Here is a 15,755-nt window from a genome sequence, read left to right on the forward strand (position 1 = left end):
GAACTTCGGGAGTGAATCCTCCTGAGCCCGGCTGACGCCGGGTTTTTATTTGGTCTGTGGATAGACTGGAATGTCCGTGTATAATTTCAAATAACGTTATTTGCATTTCCCCTTATTGAATTGCTGTTCGTCGAGCGGGATTTCTTTTTTTTTGCCATGAAAAGTTGTATGCTTTAGTAGTTCTGCAGATGAAGACGATTACATAACAACTAATTGATACAACGAAAGGGGTTATTTTTATGCGCGTGATGCCTTTAGAGAAACGAGAGGTTACAGCAAGCCGATTAGTACTAGGCTGCATGGGATTTGGGGGCAGCTGGGACAGCAGCCCGATATCAGATGAAGATGTTACAAAAGCAGAGCAAGCCATCGATGAGGCCCTTTCTTTAGGGATTACGATGTTTGACCATGCCGATATTTATACAATGGGAAAAGCAGAGGAAGTCTTTGGCAGAGTGCTGAATTCCCGTCCTGGTTTAAGAGATCAGATGGTTATCCAGAGCAAGTGCGGAATTCGTTTTGAGGATGAAATAGGTCCTGGCAGATATGATTTTTCAAAAGAGCATATCCTGAACTCTGTGGATAAAATCTTAAAACGTCTTTCCATTGAATACCTGGATGTTATGCTGCTTCACCGTCCTGATCCTCTCATGGAGCCTGAAGCAGTGGCTGAAGCCTTTTTACAGCTGAAATCTTCAGGAAAAGTCCGCAACTTTGGAGTCTCCAATATGAATAAAGGCCAAATGCAGCTTCTTCAGGCTTACACGGAAGAAAAGCTTATCGTTAATCAATTAGAATTAAATCTGAAAAAGCTCGACTGGGTAGATCAGGGGGTTCATGTCAACCAGGCGGCAGGAACTGGAACTCACTTTGGTGAAGGTCTGTTAGAACACAGTATGCTTCATGATATCCAAATTCAGGCATGGTCCCCGCTGGTAACAGGAATCTACTCAGGAAATGATTCTGAAAAGCTGTCTGAAGCTGATTTTAAAACAAAGGAGCTAGTGCAGAAGATGGCGACTGAGAAGGGAACGTCCCGCGAAGCAATCGTTTTGGGCTGGCTTATGCGCCACCCTGCAATGATACAGCCTGTTATCGGCACTACAAACACAGAACGAATCAGAAATTGCATGGATGCCATCGAGATGTCAAAACAGATGACCCGCGAAGAATGGTATTCCCTTTATGTATCTTCCAGAGGCAGCAGATTGCCATAAAAAGCAAGTGCCTTAAAGTTTGGCTGGGCGATACGGCTATAGAAGCAAGAAAAGGAAGAAGACAATCCTGTCTTTTTCCTTTTCTAATTTGCTAACTTTTTGAAAATTCCCCTGCCAGCGATTCAATTTCAGCTCCAATGCTGTTCTGGATTTCCTCTATTTTTTTAAAATTCATTGCTTTTACGTATATTTCCTCAAGCTTATCATGAAGAGACTTTGCTCTTGCCAAAAATGCATTTGCTTCATTCATCTTCCCTTTGTACCTTGCGGAGATATCGCTGATTGCTTCTGCATATATCTCGTCTGTACCCGGATTGACAGCCGATTTATATAAATCTATGATTTCGTCTCCCTCCCTGCTGGGGAAATATTCATGTGGTGCTGTACTGTCAAAAATAGCTATGCCAATTTCCCTTACAATGACCATGTCCAGGCTTTCAGGATCAAATCCGCAGTGGTACACCTCAACATCGAAGCCTCTCTGCTCGGCGGCAGATGCCAGCTTTTTAAGCAGGGTTGATTTTCCTGATCCCGGGCGCCCTTTAAGTAAGTACCGCTTTGGCACGTCTTCCGTTAAATTCGGAATAAAGTCCCGAGCTCCTTTAGGAGTCGCGGCACCCAGGAACCGATGCCTTACGTCAGCAGTCTTGTTAATGAAAATGTCCCCAAAGAAGGATTCCTTCCATTTAGCCGCCAGCACATTAAGCTTTCCGAAATCTGTGCTTTCTATATAGATTTCTTCCCATTCGTCATGTATGGACAGCGCCTCGGCAAATTTACCGTAAGCCGATTTAAAGGATGAACCGATTTGTTTTGTCAGTCTTACAATCTCTTCTTTTTGGGAAACCAGAAGAGCTGAATCCCAGGCAACACCCAAGTTCACATACTCCTCAACGGCCCCTGGTGCTGCTGGTTCAATGACATGCGGAGCTGTGCCATCCACAATCCCGATTTTAAAGGCAGGGATAATGACTCCATCAATTGATTCATTATCTGAAGAACAGTGAAGGTATTCAATATCAAATCCTTTTTTGACCCAATCCTCACCTGTTTTTTTCATTAATGTAGATTTACCCGTTCCCGGCCCGCCTTTTAAGATAAATAATTTTTCAAGTCCCTTAAGATTGGAATCATATAAACTATAAAAGCCTCTTGCTGTATTTCCCCCGGCGTAATAGTTTTTAATTTTACCTGTCAAGATTAAACACTCCCTTTTGTTCCGTGTTTCTCTACATTGACTAAGGTATGCAGCTCTCCCCGCCTGGGTGAATGCCTAAACGAAATTTCCGGCATGATTATGTATTAGATTTTCTTTTTCTTTAAGGCTGTTTTCGTAAATTTTGCTGCTTTGGAACAAAGGGTTGATTTCCGCTCCAGGACGCTTGCTTTCCGCGGGGCGGGCGGTGATCAGCAGCAATGTCTGCGGGGTCTCACCTTCCCGCTAATCTAAAAAACACCCTGCCTATGCCTGGTTTGCTCACTTATGAAATTTACAGGGTATCCGTAATAATATTTTTAGTCAGCTGTTTAAATTGTGCTTTTACTGCCTTTTTTAAATCTGAAGGACTTATGATAATTTGGACACCGATTCTGCCCCCGCTTACTGCCATCTTGTCCAATGCTTCAGCACGGCAGTCAATGAAGGTTGGAAAAAGCTTCTTCATTCCCACAGGAGAGCAGCCGCCCCTGATATAGCCTGTTACTTTTTGCAGCTCTTTGACAGGAAGCATTTCTACCTTTTTGGCTCCTGCAGCCTGTGCAGCCTTTTTCAAATCCAGCTCATCTTCGATAGGAACAACAAAAACATAGAAATGACTGTTTCCGCTTCGTGCAACCAGTGTTTTAAATACCGTTTCAGGAGCCAATCCTGTTTTTTCAGCAACAGATACTCCATCAATCTTTCCGTCCCCGGCATCATAGGTTTTCAAACTGTATTCCAGATTTTTAGACTCTAGAATCCGCATGGCGTTGGTCTTGGCGATCCCCAATTCCCCTCACTCCTTCTTCTCATCGCTCCGTTCCTTTCTTTTTCCGCCCCTGAATACATTTGCGCTGCGTAGATACTCCACGTCCTTCACGCCAAGCCTGTAGTTTATGACACGGGCCAGGGCAAAGAAATAATCAGATAGGCGATTTAAATACTGAAGCGGCAGCTCTGATACACTGCTATCTGCTTTAATTAATGAAACTACTAGCCGTTCTGCCCTCCTGGTTACCGTCCTGGCAATATGAATCGATGCCGCTGGCTTGGATCCGCCGGGCAGGATGAATTTCTCCAGTTCCGGCGCTTCTTCAATAAATTTATCGATGCGTTCCTCAAGATAGTCAATGCTTTCAGGAGCCAGCTTTTTTGGTGCCTTGTCAGAGACAGTGGCGAGGTCGCCGCCGCAATCAAAAAGCTCATGCTGGATTTTTTCCAGATCCTCCAGTACATCTCCAAATACAGACTGATCGAGTTCTGTTACAGCTTGTCCGATATAACTGTTCACCTCATCCACTGTCCCATAGGATTCAACCCGGATGTCATCCTTATCGATGCGTCCCCCAATTACACTTGTTTTTCCCTTATCGCCTGTTCGTGTATAAATTTTCATTTAATTTCCTCCCTATATATAGCTGATTGATTTATATATTACCTGTCCTTAGGCCCTGCCAAATCCTTAAAAACCCAGCTAGCCATATATCCTCGGCGGCGGTGCAAAACGTTTCCATTTTTTATAAAGCAATGCATGCTTCCTTTTTAGAGTTTCGCCATTTTACAGGCTAACTCCTCCGCAAACCAGTTTTTTGAAAATTTTGTATGTAAAATGACCGGTACCTATGATAGTTTAAGATTGCAGAGTCCATTGAACTGACCAAACAAAATTGTTCATAAAGAAAGGCGGGATAATCTTGCTGAAAGTCCTTCGTTATATATGTTCAATAGCAACTTTTTTATTCGCTGCATATGGGTTAATCACGAAAAATTTTGAGTACAATACTATAATGATATTGTTCATGGGTCTAACATTCCTGATTATGGGCTTAGAGGAATTTCAAAAAAAGCGGCCAGCAAATGGCTGGCTATTTATTCTTGTTTTTTTATTAACAGTATTTGTTTCCATTAAAGGCTTTTTACTAAGCTAAAGTGTGTATTCGTATTATGCATTGGAAAAAACCCTGTTTCCCACAGAGACGTTTCAAAAAAAACATCTCCAAATAATTGGAGATGCTCCAGTATGGCAGAGACTGCCTTCACAGCTCCATCAGACAGCTCTCTATGCTGTCAGCAACCAGCTCCTTTAAAGAAGTGATTTGATTTCGCTCTTTGATTTCTTTTCCTTGTTGAGTGGAAGCAACTAAAATTTCGGCCTGAAGACCTTGTTTCCCGTTTCCTGAATGTGCCCTTGCTTGTGCATCTGCACAGACAGCAACACACTCTATCATCGCTGCTTCTGATAGAGCGGCATCGATAAATACCCAGATTTCCCGCTGATCCCTCAGCTCTTCTGTACTGTGAATCATGACCGCAAATACAGAATCATTGTGTGTGCTCCCGGTGCTCACATTAAGGCGGGCAGCTTTTGTACTAGACCAATAGGTTCCTGAATCATACTCCAAGCTATCTTGAGTTTGTTCAGTCTTCATCAAAAATCGGCTATACCAGCTTATTCCGTGTTGGGTAGATACCGTTTTTAGCGGAATGGGGGATTGAAACTCAACGACACCGGGCTCAGTGTGCAGAAATTCTCTGCTCATTTTATAGCAGCCATCATTGCCGGCGGCTCTTTCAGGCATTATTACCATTTGAGGCTTATCGACAGCAGGGTGGCTTTGTTTAAGAATTTCTGTATGATATACCCTGCTGATCCGCTGTTCCTGCAGTACATGATGCGGTACAGAAAGAATGTCCATTTTTCCCTTTTCCATGAGAAGCAGCCTGTCGCAATAAAGGGCGGCCAAATTCAAATCATGGAAGATGGAAATGACCGTAAGGCCTCCTGAGGATGTCCACTTTCTCAGCAAATCCAGGAGTTCTTTTTGAAAAGAAAGATCCAGGTGATTGGTAGGCTCATCCAATAGCAAGATCTCAGGCTCCTGTGCCAGAGCCTGCGCGAGAAATACACGCTGCCTCTCTCCTCCCGAAAGCTCCTGTATGTACCGAGTCTCGAAGGAGTCCACTCCTGTATCAGCCATGGCTTTTTGAACAATTTCTTCATCTCTTTCACTCCATGACTGCAGCCATCCTCTTTGATGGGCATATCTCCCGAGAGAAACTGTTTCTTTCACCGAATATGCAAAGCTCTGATCATAATGCTGAGGCAATACAGCCACAATTCTGGCAAGTTCTTTAGCTGAATATTCATACAGGTTTTTGCCCTTTATTTCAATTCTTCCTTTTTGTGCCTTAATAATCCCGCTCAGCATTTTTAACAAAGTAGTCTTACCGCTTCCATTTGGCCCAAGTATTCCAAACAGCTCTCCCTGCTTAACTTCAAAGGATATATCCTGCAAGACGGACCGGCCTCCATAGCCGCCCTCCAGGCTGTCCGCACTCAGCATCTTCATCCCCTACTTTCTGCTCTTCTCTTTAATAAAATTACCGCAAATGCCGGCGCACCAATCAGGCTTGTAATTACTCCAATCGGCAATTCGGCCGGTGCGATAATAGTACGCGAAATAAGATCGGCCAATATCAGAAAACCGCTCCCCGCAAGCATCGAAAGCGGCAGCAGATGCTTGTGGTCGGGCCCCCAAAGAAGCCGGGCAAGATGAGGAATGACCAGACCGACAAATCCAATGGTCCCGGAGACCGCTACAGCAGCGCCAGTTAACATGGAGCCTGCAATCAGGATGATCAGCTTCCTTTTCTGCACATCCACGCCAAGATGGCGGGCCTTTTCTTCGCCAAAAGACATGGCATTCAGTTCCCGTGCATTCAGCACCAGCAATAATGAGCCGATGATAAAAAACGGAAGCAGGATCACGATATAATCCCATCCTCTCATCGAGACGCTTCCAAGCAGCCAGCCAATGATCTGCCGCAGCTCCTCCCCGCTCAAAGCGATCATCAGTGAGATGACCGCCCCTAAAAAGGAACTGAAGATAATACCCGTCAGGATAATGGTCTCAACCTTCATGGCCGGGTCAATTTTGCGCGAAAACCAAAGCACGATGAATATCGTAATCATTGAAAATACGATGCTGACAAGCGGCAATGTGAACAACCCTAAAAAAGGGATGGAAATGTTAAAGAATAATGTAAGGACCGCACCTGCAGAAGCGCCTGACGAAACACCGAGTGTATACGGATCAGCCAGCGGGTTCCGCAGCAGCCCCTGAAATGAAGCACCAGCAACAGCTAGGGAAGCCCCGACAAGCCCTGCTAAAATAACGCGCGGAAGCCTTATGTTCAACACTATATTCGTGTACATGGAATCTGTATAATCGAAGGGAAGGTGAAATACACCCTTCCCGATGATTTGGAGAATGCTTAAAAAAGGAACTGAAACACTGCCTATGGAAATACCCATGAGGGCTGCCCAAACTAAAAAAACAGCTGCAGCGGCATAGGCAAGCCCCCGATTATTTTTTAAACGTTTCCGGATAGACTGTTTTTGCAAGTTCCTCTACTCCTTCAGCAAGGCGCGGGCCTGAACGTGTCAAAAGATCTGTATTCACATCAAATACCCGTTTGTTCTTAACTGCTTTCACATCCTGCCAGCCTTTTCTGTCCAAGACCTGTTTGCTACCGCCATAAGTTGTGATAATGACGTCCGGATTATGCTTAATCATAGCTTCCTGATCCAATTTAACCCATCCATTTTGGTCTCCGGCTGCATTTTTAGCATGTATGATGCCTGTCATTTCATCCATAAAAGTATTTTTGCCTGTTGTATAGATTTCCGGTGCAGGAGACACTTCAAAAAGAACTTTCTTCTGCTCCTTAATGCCCTCCGCCTTTTTTTCTATCCCTGCTATTTTTTTCTTCATGCCGTCAATAAGCTGATCCGCTTTGATCTTTTCCCCTGTTGCCGTACCAATCAGTTCGATGCTTTGATATACTTTGTCAAAGCTTTGGGCATCATTTACCACAACAACAGGAATTCCGGCATCCTGCAGCTGTTTATGCAGGTCAGCTGCACTTTTTATAATAGATTCATGAGTCAGCACCAAATCCGGCTTCAAGGAAAGGATTTTTTCAACGTTGAATTCCATGCCGCCTATTTTTTCCTTATTCTTCACATCACTAGGATAGTTATCAAAATCAGAGACTCCCACAACCTCTTTGCCAAGGCCTAAAGCATAGGCGGTCTCTGTGTTGCTCGGAATGATGGAAACAATCCTCTTAGGTTTTTTTTCAATCTTTACTTCATTTCCGGAAGCATCTTTTACCTTCAGCGGAAATACTGCGGTTTGCTCCGTTTTATTTTTGCTTTCTCCTGAATCCCCCGTTTTCTTCTGTTCCGAGGCGCACCCTCCCATAAGCATGCCAATCAGAGTCATTAAAAACAGCAGTGAAAAGATTTTCTTCATTTTACACAACCTCCGCTTTCTTCATTTTTCCCGAAAACAAAAAAAACTCCAATAATCATTGGAGATAGCTGCATGGCAAAATATTAACCTTGTCCGCCACACACCTCCCCATCCTCGCGGGTTTATTGGTGTACAGTTACAGGCAGGTCTCCTGGCTTATGGTCATTGTCTGCAGCACCTTCCCGTAGCTTGTACAGTGGCCTATTGCTGCTTACTCCCATTTACAGTGGCGGGACCGCGCTGGCATTTCACCAGCTTCCCTTTTAAGTCTTAAGAAAGACACCCAGTACTGTTTTCACATTTATTTTGTTCATATCGATTATACACCAAACGATATTGAAAAAAAGAGATGTTTGCTGTTTATGCATGCAAATGTTTAGAAAATTCACAGAGCGGAAGTCAGGGAAAGGGATTGCATCAATCATCCGGCCATGAAATCGCTGTTTAAAAATAGAGGAAATCATCTAATAGCGCCAAACAAAAAAAGAGATTGATTGCCAATAAATCTGGCTGCTCGCCCTCTTTCCGGTCATGTCCTTCTCTATAGCCAGGATTTTATCTGTGTCCTGATGGAGTTCTTCTCAATCAGTCCCCGCTGCATACTGACTGGGCACTGACTATTATACTTTCTTATTTTTTCGTTAATAGCAGCAAGAAGAACGTCGGCTTTATCTTGCTCAACCGCTTCTTGCAGAAGATGTCTTATTTCCTGCTGGAGCATTACCCAGGGAGGCAGGTAGCCTGCATTTTTTGCTGTATTGACGAAGTTATCATACACATTTCCCGTAAAAAGCTTTTTGGGTAAAGGCTTTCCGTATCCTGGGTTTGATTTTAATCCGGCTTCATCTCTTTCATATTCTCTAAAAATCTCTGACATTAAGTCTCTTGGGCCTTCATTATTGGAATTCATGTCATCCCTCCTATTTCGGCTTGCTTTCTCTCTTGAATTATACCACCCGCCTTCTTGCCGGAACGCTGAATTATCTGAAAATTTTGTGTCAAAAAAAGCAGCACCCTTATTGGGTATGCCGCCTTCATCTATTGTTTCATCTTAATATATTTTTTTATCCTGGTAAAATTCAGTGCATATAGCACACCGCCAAATGCCAGTATGCCAGCAAGAACTCCGATAATCACAACAATTAATTCATTCACGTAAGTCGCTTTTGGAAAAAACAAAGCTATCAAAAGGCTTTTCAGCGCTGACACGACAAGTACCATAATGGCTGTGGAAGCGATGAGACTTATGAGCCTGAATTTTATATTTTTGAGATTGATGCCGATATTTCTATTTATAACGATGATATTTACAGTCAGAGATGTAAGATATCCAAAGTATGTTGCAATGATGAATCCGGACTCAGGATAGTAGTTTGGCAGGATAAAGTTCAAGGCCAGCTTAACAATGAGACCTGCTGCAAGACCAGCGATTGCTTTTTTTTGCTGATTCACTGTCTGAAGAATGGATGTTGTAACACCATAAATGGCAATAAGGAGCCCTGCCGGAGCGTAAACCTTCAAGAGCCCTCCCCCCATTTCAGGAGTTGCATTAGGAAACATAATATAATAAAGAGGCTCTGCTAAAGCAAACATCCCAAATGCTGCCGGCAGCATAATGGTCATCAGCACCAGGAAGGACTGATTCATTTGCTTTCTCATCAATTTATAATTTTTGGAAACAAAGGATTTCGTCATATTCGGGATGATTGATACACTGAGACCTGTCGTGATTGAAACCGGAAGCAATACAAGGACCTGGGCATATGAAATCACGCCATTAATGTCTTCAGCTTCATGCTGCTTAAAGCCGATATGCATTAAAATCCTATTAATCGAATACGAATCAATATTCTGATATAGTGGCAAGCTCATTCCCATCACAACAAAAGGAATCGAATGCTGAATAATTTCCTTGAAAATTTCCCTGATGGAAATATCCGGGCTGCCCTCTCTTGTCACAACTGGTCTGAAGATATGGTCCCTTCTTTTCCAAACCTGTTTAATGAGTACAGCAATTCCAAAAATAGCTCCGATAAACGCAGCAAAGGTGGCGACTCCCACTGCAGCAGTTACTGACAGATGCAGGATTTTTATTGTGACAAAAACTCCTGCCAAAATAAAAATAACCCTTGCAATTTGTTCCACTACAGTACTTACAGCTGGCGGGCCCATCGTCTGGTGCCCCTGGAAATAGCCGCGGAGAAAACTCATCGGCGGGACAATAATCAAGGCAAAGCTCACTAGCTTAATATTAAAGATGACACTTTCCAGCGAATTTCCGCTGCTGCTGTCATTCACAACGATCCTGGCCATTAAAGGGGAAAGCATATAGAGAACGAGAAAGGCGGTAAATCCAGAAGCCAGCATTAAAAGGATGCCTGATTTAAAAATTCTCTGCACCACATCCTGCCGTTCCAATTCATTATATTTAGATATCATTTTGGAAATGGCAAGCGGAATGCCCATAGTTGATAAGCTGATCATGATGGCATAGGGTCCATAAGCATATCTGTACAGCGCGTTCCCTGTACTTCCGATCATCATTCCAAGCGGTATCATATAGATAAATCCGAGAATCTTGGAGATAAAGGATGCAGAAGAAAGCTGGACTGTACCTCGCAATAATTTATTGGCCATTAATTGTACTCCCATTTATATCAAATAAGTGCATGTGAAAACAAAACCTGCGTATCTAAAATAACACTTGCTTGGCTAAATTCCAAATGAATTATTTCACTTCATAAAAAAACTTTATATGTAAAACATGCGAGCAGCCTATTTACTTTTGAAAACGAACGTTTTATAATTTAGTTAAATAACTAAATACTTAATTGAAATGACCAGGAAGGGAAGAATTTTTTGTTATGAACGATGCATTTAAAGCCCTGTCAGACGCCACAAGAAGGAAAATCCTCGAACTGCTGAAAGAGGAGGACTTAAGTGCAGGAGAAATTTCAGATCACTTCAGCATGAGTAAGCCAAGTATTTCTCAGCATTTAAAAATCCTAAAGAATGCCGGGCTCGTTAATGATGAAAAAAAAGGACAATTCATCGTGTATTCATTAAACACCACCGTCTTCCAGGAATTAATCAGCTGGGCTTTTAATTTTGTAGAAAAAGAGGAGAAGTGATTGTATGAAAAAGCACCTTATTCCAATTGTAATTATAGGAGCTACTGTCATGCTTTGGCTCATTTTTTACCGGGACCTTCCCGGAAAGATTCCCGTTCACTGGGGCACAGACGGAGCGGACGGTTATGGAACCAAATTGGATGCGATGTTAATGAATACAGGCATGATGATTCTGCTCTATGTCATCCTTGTTTTTAGTCCAAAACTTGATCCGAAAAAGGAAAATTACAAGTATTTCTCAAGAAGTTACGGAATCATCACCTACTGTCTGCTGATGTTTTTCTTTTTCATCAATATGTTTACCATTTTATCCGGTCTTGGCTATCAGCTGCCAATGAGCCATCTTGTCACTATTTTTGTCGGACTATTGTTTATAGTCATCGGAAACTACACAAACTCAGTGAAACCTAATTATTTTGTGGGGATTAAGACACCTTGGACGCTGAGTAATGAAACAGTCTGGAAGAAAACCCACCGATTCGGCTCCAAAACCTTTATGATTGCCGGGGTTTTATTGATGGCTTCTGCCTTCTTGCCTGCTTCACTTATCGGATCAGTCATGATTCCAATCATCCTGGCAGTCGTCCTGCTTCCCATTGTTTATTCATACTGGATTTTCAGGAAAACAGTAAACTAATCAAAGAAACAGGGTCCCGAGTTTAACGGACCCTGTTTTTATGATTTATATTTCAAAGCGGGCTTGCATAGTAATCGATGCTTCTTGCTGTTACAAATCCGCACGATTGATATAAATGCAATGCTCCTTCGTTCTGTGCGGCCACTTCAAGAGAATTATATTTTTTCTTTAACACCTCTTGTGTGTATTGAATGCTCTGCTGCAGGATTTGCCGTCCGTAGCCTTTGCCTCTCAGCCTTTCCATAACACTGAAACCATATATAAAAACATTGTCCTTCTCAAGCTTCAAACCGATTTTACCGACCGGCATCCCCTCTATTTCGGCAATAAGTGTAATATCATTGCTATTTTCCATCCTGTTTTTTAAGAACTCCTCCGCTTCCTCCCTTGATATGGAAAACCCTTCTTGATTCAGCGTAACTAATGTTTCAAAATCACCAGGCTGGGTTTTCCTTAAAGAAATGGATCCCGACAGCGCAGGGAGAGCCGCGTCTTTACGTTCCATAAAATACTCCGAGAAGGAATACTCCGCTTTTTTTGCAAGGGCAAATTCCTTTCCTGATGCTGAATTGCCGGGACAAATCAAAAGAATTCGCTGAAACTTTTTCTTCCTGCATTCTTCCTCAGCCTTTTTCAAAAGAGCAGAAAAAACCCCTCTCCTTCTAAAGTCCGGATGAACCATCCCGCTTATTTCTGCCTCAGTCCTGCCAAAGAAATAAATTCCCAGGAAACCAGCCAGCCTCCCATCTTCATAATATAAAAGGTCATTTACCTCACTGCCTCGCCTTTTGCTGAGCATACTCCAATTTAATTTCATTTCGATTCCATCATGCTTAACACAAATCAGCTCAAGTTCCTTAATTTCTTCAAGCTCAGCAGCAGTCAGGGTAATGCGGGGTACCACTTCTTGTAATTTCTCCATCTATCTCTTCTCCTTTTAGGATCTATGCCATCTTCATATATATTCTAAAAAGCACACACCATTTCCTCTAAGATTTCATCCTAACTTCATCATTTCCAGAATATAAATGGCTGCTTAGAGAATTATTTAATCAATATACTTGAAAAGTGACTGCGGCAGGCATATAATATAACAGATGCTTCAACATGTCCCAGTAGCTCAGCAGGATAGAGCGACAGCCTCCTAAGCTGTAGGTCGTAGGTTCGATTCCTATCTGGGACGCTACATAAAAACCTCCAAGCCCTTAAGGGTTTGGAGGTTTTTTTTGTTATTGAGTTAATATTAGTCTCTTCGAAGTATTGCCTATGTTAATAAAAACTATTTTAATGCTTTGTTCCACGCTTCATAAAATTCTTTAACAGTCGCATAACGATTATTTCGCTCTTTTTCAACAGCTTTAATGGCTACTTTATATAATTCCCTGTCAGCTTCCCACTTTGACAATGTGTGATCCATTTCTCCGCCTAACAAACCAAATGCAATGGCTCCCATTGTAAAAACATTGGTTCTTGAATCAATAGGGGTCCATAAAGTGAATTCCTCTGGAGCTTTAGATCTTTTAGCACCCCAAAAATGCTCCCCTATATTATTTATAGAAGGGGATTTACGATAAAAATCTATATCACAAATTTTCGTTTTATGATATTTAAAATCATATAATATACTTCCATCATAAAAATCTACTGCAATGAAACCTTGTGATTCTACAAAAGTATGAAAAGAGAAAATTGTATCAAGGGCGTCCAAACGTTTTCTAATATCAAGGCTTTTAAATCTATAGAATGGAGACTCAGGGTTTGTATACTTAGCCATTCCCCCAAAAGACCAATGAGAATGCAGGCATTCACCTTCGACCCATTCAAATACTGCTGCATAACCATCTCCAACAGAATAATGGTCAACCAACTTTATTAAATTTGGATGCTCTAATTTCTTATAAACTGGTATTGCTTCTATTAAGCGATCAACGGCATCTTTTGGGTTACCTGAAAATTCCAGCGTTTTGGCTCCAGCATATTTGACAAAAAGCTTTTTATTGTTAATTTCTACTCCAAAACAAATATTCCCAGAATCCTGTTCATCGAATACACAAAAAATATCCCCAATTTTTTTTAGCCATAAAAAATCATGATGCTCTTTTAACTGGAATCTCACTCTGCCAATTTCTATCGTATATCGGCTCTGTTGCTCTATATATCCCAAAATTATATTCCTCCTATTATTTAGGTAACACGCAGTTTATAGGGGAATGATACGCTTACTCTCTAATCAATTTAACCCCATTAAGTATAATTGCCATTTTCATAATACAACGCCACCTTTCATTTCATTAATTCAGGCATTAATGCCTCTAAACTTATTTATCGTTATTCGAACTGTGTTTGTTTCAGTAAGTTTTTCATCATATAATTTATAAATTATCATATCTTCGTTTTCTAAATTATACCGTTTAATTTAAAAAGGCTGCTTTCGTAAACTTTGTTGCTATGAAACAAGGTGGTTGATTTCCGCTCCAGTGTGCTCGCTTTCCGCGGGGCAGGCGGTGAGCCTCCCTCGGCTGCGCCTGCGGGGTCTCACCTGTTCTGCTAATCCCGCCAGGAGTCTCGCACCTTACGCTCCAATCAACCTGACTTGACAATGGGAACGCCTCACATAACAAATTAAAAAGACAACAATCTTTAAGAAAAGAGCCTTTAAAAATTACCTCTAAAAATTTAAAGGTTTGATTGATGAGTCTCATTGCTTTGTTCAATTAAGCTAACTTCAAAATAATTTAAAGAACAGTTACTTGCAAAGTCTTTTATTAAAATTTCCATAAGACCTCCAAAACTTCTGGCTTTGTAAAACCTTATTTGCACTTATATTTATCCAGCACATACGAATCACTTATAAGGTGAAAATTCAACACCCCTTAGCTGTTATCCTTCTTTTCCAAACCTGCACTTTATTCGAAAAAAACCACTTCAAAAAACCGCCCATAAAATCCAGGCGGTTTAATCCATTTCTAATATTTAAGCTTTCTCGCTGACCATCCCAGGTTTGTCTGAAGCCCTTAGAGAAAGAGGCGGCTGACTTAATGCTATACAAGTTCAAGGTTTCTTTTTATATTTGCATTATTGAAATCAAGCCCCAGCTGAATGGCTGTTTGAGCGATTTCCGGCCGGATACCGGATAAGATAGATTTTACTCCAATTAACCTTAGCGCTTCGATTAATTGAAAAATCTGTTGGGCAACCATGGTATCCATGATGACTACTCCAGATAAATCAATATACAGCAATTTAATCAGCTTTTCGGCACATTGTTCCAGTGTATTTTCAAGAATGAATTTGGCCCTTGCCGTATCAATATCCCCCACTAGCGGAAGCAAGGCGGTCCTGCTGCCAATCGGGATGACAGGAGAACTCAATTCATTGATCATCCTTTGCTGCGATTCGAGCCTTTTCATAGAATAATTATGATTTTCCTGTACAAACCAAATCATGACCTTACTAAATATTTTAATAACTTTCCGTTCCCATGAGGAAATTGCATCCTCTGGATATTTCCCTTTATGAAGTGAAAAGAATTGCTGAAGCAAATCCAAATACTGTTCCTGGGTCCTGAAAAACTCCCTCAAAATGAAATGGATAGGCGTACCTAAATGCTGGTCATCCTGGGCAATTTCCAGAATCCAGGATTCGAAGTTTTCTATAAAACTAGATTCATCTTTTATAAAAAGATCACAAAAATGAATATGAAATTCATAATTTTGCTGTTTAACGGCTTTAATAACTTCAGGATCAGTAGACGAATATACACCAGCGGGATCGCTTTTATCCAAAGAAGCATACCATTCTTCGGTTAAATCCCAAGTTTTCTCCAATAAAAATTCGTGCAGCTCTTTATTTGCGTCCATTTTCTACCCCCGTCAGTTTTATTTCTAATAAAAATCATACCATACAATTATTAACTCTGTTCACTAAAATGTATGCTCAAACTATCAAAGTAAACTGCTTGATGGCAGGATATAAAAACACCCGCCATAGCGAGTGTTTGTTTTATCTATTTCACATCTTTATGGTTGAATATTTCATAAACTGATTGGCAGATTGCCTCATTGGGAGTTGACCCATAATACGCCGCATGCTGTTCTCCGCCTTTTCGAAGCTGAGCTATGGAGCGATAGGTCTTCCCATCCAGCTTCTCCAGACTAATGTCCAAAAGTTGCCGATTAACAGCCAGCAGTCTTTTTCGCATAACACCATCTCCTTTCATCCTTACTTCCCGTATAAGCAAGTTATGAAACTTAG

General features: G+C 41.5%; 16 protein-coding genes, 1 tRNA gene and 1 riboswitch. Of the genes, 5 read left to right on the forward strand and 12 right to left on the reverse strand.

All coding sequences use genetic code 11. From position 1 onward, the window contains the following. The first annotated feature begins 239 nt into the window (after positions 1–239). Positions 240–1,217: an aldo/keto reductase gene (locus ACN6MY_RS01105; RefSeq protein WP_419882444.1), complete on the forward strand. Its 978-nt coding sequence runs from the start codon at positions 240–242 to the stop codon at positions 1,215–1,217. Positions 1,218–1,308: 91 nt separating this feature from the next. Here the strand turns inward: ACN6MY_RS01105 and ACN6MY_RS01110 are convergent, their stop codons facing one another. The 3 genes from ACN6MY_RS01110 to ACN6MY_RS01120 all read right to left on the reverse strand — a co-directional run bounded on the left by ACN6MY_RS01110 (position 1,309) and on the right by ACN6MY_RS01120 (position 3,811). After that, positions 1,309–2,415, reverse strand: a complete 1,107-nt coding sequence (locus ACN6MY_RS01110; protein WP_419882445.1) for a PRK06851 family protein — start codon at positions 2,413–2,415, stop codon at positions 1,309–1,311. A gap of 292 nt (positions 2,416–2,707) precedes the next feature. Continuing rightward, positions 2,708–3,205, reverse strand: coding sequence for a Cys-tRNA(Pro) deacylase (ybaK, locus tag ACN6MY_RS01115; RefSeq protein ID WP_419882446.1), 498 nt, complete (start codon positions 3,203–3,205; stop codon positions 2,708–2,710). A gap of 6 nt (positions 3,206–3,211) precedes the next feature. Further along, a complete protein-coding gene (locus ACN6MY_RS01120) occupies positions 3,212–3,811 on the reverse strand; it encodes a cob(I)yrinic acid a,c-diamide adenosyltransferase (RefSeq protein WP_419882447.1) in 600 nt (199 codons plus the stop codon). 424 nt (positions 3,812–4,235) lie between these two features. Here ACN6MY_RS01120 and ACN6MY_RS01125 point away from each other — a divergent pair, with 424 nt between their 5' ends. Beyond that, a complete protein-coding gene (locus ACN6MY_RS01125) occupies positions 4,236–4,343 on the forward strand; it encodes a DUF3953 domain-containing protein (protein WP_419884273.1) in 108 nt (35 codons plus the stop codon). 108 nt (positions 4,344–4,451) lie between these two features. Here ACN6MY_RS01125 and ACN6MY_RS01130 read toward each other — a convergent pair whose 3' ends face one another. From ACN6MY_RS01130 to ACN6MY_RS01150, 5 genes are all read right to left on the reverse strand, one after another. Then, positions 4,452–5,765 carry a heme ABC transporter ATP-binding protein gene (locus ACN6MY_RS01130; protein ID WP_419882448.1) on the reverse strand — a complete coding sequence of 438 codons (1,314 nt, stop codon included), beginning with the start codon at positions 5,763–5,765 and terminating at the stop codon, positions 4,452–4,454. Continuing rightward, positions 5,762–6,820, reverse strand: a complete 1,059-nt coding sequence (locus ACN6MY_RS01135) for a FecCD family ABC transporter permease (protein WP_419882449.1) — start codon at positions 6,818–6,820, stop codon at positions 5,762–5,764. The genes ACN6MY_RS01130 and ACN6MY_RS01135 overlap by 4 nt, the downstream gene beginning before the upstream one ends. Continuing rightward, entirely contained in the window at positions 6,783–7,733 is a 951-nt protein-coding gene (locus tag ACN6MY_RS01140; protein WP_419882450.1) for an ABC transporter substrate-binding protein, read from the reverse strand. Before ACN6MY_RS01140 ends, ACN6MY_RS01135 begins: the two co-directional genes overlap by 38 nt. 123 nt (positions 7,734–7,856) lie before the next feature. Further along, positions 7,857–8,035: riboswitch (cobalamin riboswitch) on the reverse strand. A 239-nt stretch (positions 8,036–8,274) separates the two neighbouring features. Beyond that, on the reverse strand, positions 8,275–8,643 hold the full coding sequence (locus ACN6MY_RS01145; RefSeq protein ID WP_419882451.1) for a DnaJ family domain-containing protein: 369 nt from the start codon (positions 8,641–8,643) through the stop codon (positions 8,275–8,277). 128 nt (positions 8,644–8,771) lie between these two features. Further along, the gene (locus ACN6MY_RS01150; protein WP_419882452.1) at positions 8,772–10,370 is read right to left on the reverse strand and encodes a putative polysaccharide biosynthesis protein; all 1,599 of its coding nucleotides are present in this window, start codon (positions 10,368–10,370) and stop codon (positions 8,772–8,774) included. Positions 10,371–10,597: 227 nt separating this feature from the next. Between ACN6MY_RS01150 and ACN6MY_RS01155 the strand changes: the two genes are divergently transcribed. Together ACN6MY_RS01155 and ACN6MY_RS01160 are read left to right on the forward strand one after the other, a co-directional pair. After that, a complete protein-coding gene (locus tag ACN6MY_RS01155) occupies positions 10,598–10,864 on the forward strand; it encodes an autorepressor SdpR family transcription factor (protein ID WP_419882453.1) in 267 nt (88 codons plus the stop codon). A gap of 4 nt (positions 10,865–10,868) precedes the next feature. After that, positions 10,869–11,501 (forward strand): SdpI family protein, encoded by a 633-nt coding sequence (locus ACN6MY_RS01160; RefSeq protein ID WP_419882454.1) that lies wholly within the window; start codon positions 10,869–10,871, stop codon positions 11,499–11,501. A gap of 52 nt (positions 11,502–11,553) precedes the next feature. On the opposite strand, the gene ACN6MY_RS01165 is transcribed toward ACN6MY_RS01160, so the two are convergent. Then, positions 11,554–12,423, reverse strand: coding sequence for a GNAT family N-acetyltransferase (locus tag ACN6MY_RS01165; RefSeq protein WP_419882455.1), 870 nt, complete (start codon positions 12,421–12,423; stop codon positions 11,554–11,556). Between the two features lie 187 nt (positions 12,424–12,610). Here ACN6MY_RS01165 and ACN6MY_RS01170 point away from each other — a divergent pair. Then, positions 12,611–12,684: transfer RNA gene (locus tag ACN6MY_RS01170), tRNA-Arg, on the forward strand. 96 nt (positions 12,685–12,780) lie between these two features. On the opposite strand, the gene ACN6MY_RS01175 is transcribed toward ACN6MY_RS01170, so the two are convergent. From ACN6MY_RS01175 to ACN6MY_RS01185, 3 genes are all read right to left on the reverse strand, one after another. Next, positions 12,781–13,665: a serine/threonine protein kinase gene (locus ACN6MY_RS01175; protein WP_419882456.1), complete on the reverse strand. Its 885-nt coding sequence runs from the start codon at positions 13,663–13,665 to the stop codon at positions 12,781–12,783. A gap of 877 nt (positions 13,666–14,542) precedes the next feature. Further along, positions 14,543–15,361 (reverse strand): STAS domain-containing protein, encoded by an 819-nt coding sequence (locus tag ACN6MY_RS01180; RefSeq protein ID WP_419882457.1) that lies wholly within the window; start codon positions 15,359–15,361, stop codon positions 14,543–14,545. Between the two features lie 146 nt (positions 15,362–15,507). Further along, positions 15,508–15,702, reverse strand: a complete 195-nt coding sequence (locus tag ACN6MY_RS01185) for a hypothetical protein (protein WP_419882458.1) — start codon at positions 15,700–15,702, stop codon at positions 15,508–15,510. Positions 15,703–15,755: the final 53 nt, after the last annotated feature.

Source organism: Peribacillus sp. B-H-3 (assembly GCF_048572925.1).
GTDB lineage: Bacteria > Bacillota > Bacilli > Bacillales > DSM-1321 > Peribacillus.

Coding starts and splice junctions, on each gene's coding strand:
- ACN6MY_RS01105 (WP_419882444.1), top strand. CDS start 240: ATGCGCGTGATGCCTTTAGAGAAACGAGAGGTTACAGCAAGCCGATTA.
- ACN6MY_RS01120 (WP_419882447.1), bottom strand. CDS start 3,811: ATGAAAATTTATACACGAACAGGCGATAAGGGAAAAACAAGTGTAATT.
- ACN6MY_RS01125 (WP_419884273.1), top strand. CDS start 4,236: ATGGGCTTAGAGGAATTTCAAAAAAAGCGGCCAGCAAATGGCTGGCTA.
- ACN6MY_RS01130 (WP_419882448.1), bottom strand. CDS start 5,765: ATGAAGATGCTGAGTGCGGACAGCCTGGAGGGCGGCTATGGAGGCCGG.
- ACN6MY_RS01140 (WP_419882450.1), bottom strand. CDS start 7,733: ATGAAGAAAATCTTTTCACTGCTGTTTTTAATGACTCTGATTGGCATG.
- ACN6MY_RS01145 (WP_419882451.1), bottom strand. CDS start 8,643: ATGAATTCCAATAATGAAGGCCCAAGAGACTTAATGTCAGAGATTTTT.
- ACN6MY_RS01150 (WP_419882452.1), bottom strand. CDS start 10,370: ATGGCCAATAAATTATTGCGAGGTACAGTCCAGCTTTCTTCTGCATCC.
- ACN6MY_RS01155 (WP_419882453.1), top strand. CDS start 10,598: ATGAACGATGCATTTAAAGCCCTGTCAGACGCCACAAGAAGGAAAATC.
- ACN6MY_RS01160 (WP_419882454.1), top strand. CDS start 10,869: ATGAAAAAGCACCTTATTCCAATTGTAATTATAGGAGCTACTGTCATG.
- ACN6MY_RS01165 (WP_419882455.1), bottom strand. CDS start 12,423: ATGGAGAAATTACAAGAAGTGGTACCCCGCATTACCCTGACTGCTGCT.
- ACN6MY_RS01180 (WP_419882457.1), bottom strand. CDS start 15,361: ATGGACGCAAATAAAGAGCTGCACGAATTTTTATTGGAGAAAACTTGG.
- ACN6MY_RS01185 (WP_419882458.1), bottom strand. CDS start 15,702: ATGCGAAAAAGACTGCTGGCTGTTAATCGGCAACTTTTGGACATTAGT.